We start from the raw sequence: 4,580 nt of genomic DNA, 5'->3' as shown, positions 1-4,580 counted from the left end.
CCGGTCCGGGCTGACCGGACGCGGAGCGGCCCCGTGCCGGGCGGGGGGCGTCCCGGCGGAGGGCAGCCCCGCACGGGCGGGCGGCCTTGCACGTGCAGGTGCCGTGCCTCGTCGGGTGGCGGCCCGTGAGCGGCCCGTACAGATTCCGTGGAGATTCCCGCCCGGTGGACGTACCGAGCGGTCGGTATTGCCCCGGCAGCGCCCGTGGCTCACCTCCGCCACCCACCCTGACCTGTACGAACACGGAATGTCCCGGCTTGGTGAAGGCCCTCCCACAGGGCAGTCGGGTGGGGTACCGTCACCCGCGCTGTACGGAGCGCTACAACGAGCTTTTCCAGCCATCGAGCCGTCGAGGAGCAGGTCAGTGCGCGAGTTCACCGTGCCGCCCGTCGAGGCGGCGCCTCAGGTCGGCGGTCTGGCGGACGCCGTGTTCGAGCGTGCCCTGACGGAGCCCGACCGGGTCACGTTCGGCCGGAAGGGTCCGGACGGCGCGTGGCGGGACGTGACGGCCACGCGGTTCCGGGACGAGGTCCTGGGCCTGGCGAAGGGGCTGATCGCGGAGGGCGTGCGGTTCGGCGACCGGGTCGCCGTCATGGCCCGCACCCGCTACGAGTGGACGCTCTTCGACTTCGCGCTGTGGACGCTCGGCGCGCAGCCCGTGCCGATCTATCCGACGTCCTCCGCCGAGCAGGTCTTCTGGATGCTGCACGACTCCGAGGTCACGGCCTGCGTGGTGGAGCACGAGGACCACGCGATGACGATCGGCTCGGTGATCGACCGGCTGCCCCGGCTCCAGCGCCTGTGGCAGCTGGACGCGGGCGCGGTGGCCGAGCTGACGGCCGCCGGGGCGGACATCGACGAGGAGGTCGTGCACCGGCACCGGCGGGCTGTGACCCCGGAGACGGTGGCGACGGTCATCTACACGTCGGGGACGACCGGCCGCCCCAAGGGCTGTGTGATCACCCATTCCAACTTCATGTTCGAGACGGACATGCTGGTGGGCCGCTGGGAGTCGGTGTTCCGTTCCCGGCCCGGCGAGGAGGCGTCGACGCTGCTGTTCCTGCCGCTCGCGCACGTCTTCGGGCGGATGGTGGAGGTCGCGGCGGTCCGGACCGGGGTGAAGCTGGGGCACCAGCCGGTGATGGCGGCGGCGGAGCTGATCCCGGACCTCGCCGCGTTCCGGCCGAGTTTCGTCCTGGCCGTTCCGTACGTCTTCGAGAAGGTCTTCGACGCGGCGCGGCGCAAGGCGGAGCGGGAGGGGAGGAGCGGCCCGTTCGACAAGGCCGTGGAGGTGGCGGTCGCGTACGCGGAGGCCTTGGAGCACAAGGCCTTCGGCACCGGCCCGGGGCCGTCGGCGGCGCTGCGCCTGCAGCACCAGTTCTTCGAGAGGACGGTCTACGCGAAGGTCCGCGCGGCCCTCGGCGGACGGCTCCGGCACGCGATGTCGGGCGGTTCCGCGATGGACCGCCGGCAGGGGCTGTTCTTCGCGGGTGCGGGGGTCACGGTCTTCGAGGGGTACGGCCTGACGGAGTCCTCGGCGGCCGCGACCGCGAACCCGCCGGAGCGGACGCGGTACGGCACCGTGGGGCAGCCCGTCCCCGGGACGACGGTGCACATCGCGGAGGACGGCGAGGTGTGGCTGCACGGCGGCCAGGTCTTCTCCGGCTACCTCAACGCCCCCGAGGCGACGGCCGCCGTCCTCAACGACGGCTGGCTGGCCACCGGGGACCTGGGCTCCCTCGACGAGGACGGCTATCTGACGATCACCGGGCGCAAGAAGGAGATCCTGGTGACCTCGGGCGGCAAGAGCGTCGCGCCGACGGCCCTTGAGGAGCGGGTGCGCGCGCATCCGCTGATCGCCCAGTGCATCGTCGTCGGCAACGACCGGCCGTACATCGCCGCGCTCGTGACCATCGACCAGGAGGCGGTGGAGCACTGGCTCGCGATGCAGGGGCGGGCGCCGCTCGCACCGGCGGAGCTCGTACGCGATCCGTCCCTGGAGACGGAGATCCGGCGGGGGGTGGTGGCGGCGAACACGCTGGTCTCGCAGGCCGAGTCCATCCGCACCTTCCGGATCCTGGCGCATCCGTTCAGCGAGGAGCACGGGCTGCTGACCCCGTCCCTGAAGCTGAAGCGGAAGGCGATCGAGCGGGCGTACGCGGCGGAGGTCGCGGCGCTGTACGGCTGAGCCGTGCCCGGCGGGACGTCGCTGCGCACGGGGAGGCGACGGGAAGCCCGGAGGCGACGCGACGCGGGAGCGGAATGCGGGGCCGCCCCGGATCGTTGAAGGTGGGAGCAGTCAGTCAGGACCCGCGACAACGTAAGGATCCCCTCCACGTGAGCACGGACAGCAAGGTTCCCTCGGTCACCCTGAACAACGGCGTGCGGATGCCGCAGCTGGGCTTCGGCGTCTGGCAGGTGCCGGACGACGAGGCCGCGACGGCGGTGGCGACCGCTCTGGAGGCCGGCTATCGCTCGATCGACACCGCCGCGATCTACGGCAACGAGGAGGGCACGGGCCGTGCCGTCGCCGCGTCCGGGATCGCCCGCGAGGACCTGTTCGTCACCACCAAGGTGTGGAACAGCGAGCAGGGCTTCGACCCGACGCTGAAGGCCTTCGACGCCTCGCTCGACAAGCTGGGGCTCGACTACGTCGACCTGTACCTGATCCACTGGCCGGTCCCCTCGAAGGACGCGTACGTCGACACCTACCGCGCGTTCGAGAAGATCTACGCGGACGGGCGCGCCAAGGCGATCGGCGTCTCGAACTTCCTCCCTGAGCACCTGGAACGGCTGATCGGCGAGACGTCGGTCGTGCCCGCCGTCAACCAGATCGAGCTCCACCCGCAGCTCTCCCAGCGGGCCTCGCGCGAGGCGCACGCCCGGTACGGCATCGCGACCGAGGCGTGGTCGCCGCTCGGCTCGGGCAAGGGGCTCCTGGACGTGCCGGCGATCGTCGCGATCGGCCGCAAGCACGGGCGGACGCCGGCCCAGGTCGTGCTGCGCTGGCACCTCCAGCTGGGGAACGTGGTGATCCCGAAGTCGGTCACCCCGTCCCGCATCCAGGAGAACATCGACGTCTTCGGGTTCGAGCTGGACGCCGAGGACCTTCAGGCGATCGCCGCCCTCGACGAGAACCGCCGACTGGGCCCGAACCCGGCGGAGTTCGGCGCCTGACGGGTCGCGTGGCGCGCCTGACGGCTCGCGTGACACCGGTCGCGCACCAGCGGTCGCGTGCTGACGACGGCGCCGAGGTCCACCCGGACCCCGGCGCCGTTGTCGTACCCCCGGCATAGAGTCGACGGCGGACCGTGCAGCAGTGCGGCGAACGCGAGCGAGGGAGTCGATTCGGTGAGTGGTGGTTCCCCGGTGCCCGTCGAGGAGGGCCTCTACCGGGTGCGGAACGTGGCCAGCGGGCTGCTCCTCGAGGTGTACGAGGGGTCGAGCCGCAGCGGTGCCCAGGTGCAGCAGGGCACCGAGAACGGCACGCCCGGCCAGCACTGGCACATCACCTCCGTGCAGAACGGCGGCGGGCTCCACCACCTGGTCAACGCGGCCAGCGGCAAGCGGCTCGACGTCGCCAACGCGTCCACGGAGAACGGCGCCGCCATCCAGCAGTGGAAGGCGAACAACTTCGGCGCGCAGGAGTGGATCATCGAGCAGGACCTCCAGGCGCCCGGGACGGTGGCCCTGGTGAGCTTCGTCAGCGGCCTGTTCCTGGAGGTCGCCGACGGCTCGAAGGAGGACGGCGGCAAGGTACGGCAGTGGGAGGACACCGACTCCCCGTTCCAGTGGTGGCGGTTGGAACCGGTGTCCTGACCTGCCGGGGTACGGGCGGGCGCGGCGGTCCTCAGCCCTTGCGAGCGGTGTGGACCGTACGGGCCGCGAGGTAGAACAGGTCCGTGCGGTGGTGGAGGGACAGCTCGTCGGCCGGGTCGAGGAGCCGGTCGAGCATCGCGCGGTCGTCCGCGTCGAGCCGGTCGTCGAAGCTGTCCCGGACCCGGCCGAAGTGGGTGAGGGCCAGCTCCCGTACGACCGGGGACACCGGCGCGGGAACGTCGGTGAGGAAGGTGCGGGTGCCGGCGGGGGTGAGTCCCGCGTCGGCGAGCAGGGCCCGCCAGTCGTCCGGCTCGTCCTTGTGCCCGGGGGTCTCGGCGCGCATCTCGGCGAACCGGTCGGCGTTGGCGGCGTCGAGGCGCGCCTCCAGGCCCGGCCGGCCGAAGCCGATGTGCCAGGGCAGGTGCCGGCCGGGCAGCCCGCCCTCGACGAGGACCATCAGGCCGCCGGAGTTCAGCAGACCCGCGAACTCGACGAGCGCGGCCCGCTGGTCGCCGATGTGGTGCAGGGAGTTGCCCGCCCAGATCACGTCGGCCTTCCCCAGCTCGGCGATGCCTTCCGGGAGTTCGGCGTGGAGCGTGGAGACCCGGGCGCCGAGGCCTCGTTCCCCTGCGCGTTCACGGGCGCGGACGAGGAGTTCGGGGCTGCCGTCGACGGCGACCGCCCCGGCCGACGGGAAGGCCTCGGCGAGGACGCCGGTGATGACACCGGGGCCGCTGCCGACGTCGAGGATCCGGCGGACG

Annotated in this window: 4 protein-coding genes; 3 read left to right on the top strand and 1 reads right to left on the bottom strand. The window is 72.2% G+C overall.

All coding sequences use genetic code 11. From position 1 onward, the window contains the following. Positions 1–364 precede the first annotated feature (364 nt). The 3 genes from AOK00_RS24145 (at position 365) to AOK00_RS24135 (ending at position 3,819) form a co-directional block, all read left to right on the top strand. Positions 365–2,188, top strand: a complete 1,824-nt coding sequence (locus tag AOK00_RS24145; RefSeq protein ID WP_055602387.1) for an AMP-dependent synthetase/ligase — start codon at positions 365–367, stop codon at positions 2,186–2,188. Positions 2,189–2,388: 200 nt separating this feature from the next. Then, a complete protein-coding gene (locus AOK00_RS24140) occupies positions 2,389–3,177 on the top strand; it encodes an aldo/keto reductase (RefSeq protein ID WP_055602388.1) in 789 nt (262 codons plus the stop codon). 174 nt (positions 3,178–3,351) lie between these two features. Further along, positions 3,352–3,819, top strand: a complete 468-nt coding sequence (locus tag AOK00_RS24135; protein ID WP_055602386.1) for an RICIN domain-containing protein — start codon at positions 3,352–3,354, stop codon at positions 3,817–3,819. A 31-nt stretch (positions 3,820–3,850) separates the two neighbouring features. Here the strand turns inward: AOK00_RS24135 and AOK00_RS24130 are convergent. Next, positions 3,851–4,580, bottom strand: a 730-nt coding sequence (locus AOK00_RS24130; RefSeq protein WP_055602385.1) for a class I SAM-dependent methyltransferase, incomplete at its 5' end; no start/stop codon positions are given.

The sequence above is a fragment of the Streptomyces aureus genome, assembly GCF_001418135.1.
Taxonomy (GTDB): Bacteria; Actinomycetota; Actinomycetes; order Streptomycetales; family Streptomycetaceae; genus Streptomyces; species Streptomyces aureus_A.
This window is presented reverse-complemented; position numbering and strand designations above follow the sequence as displayed.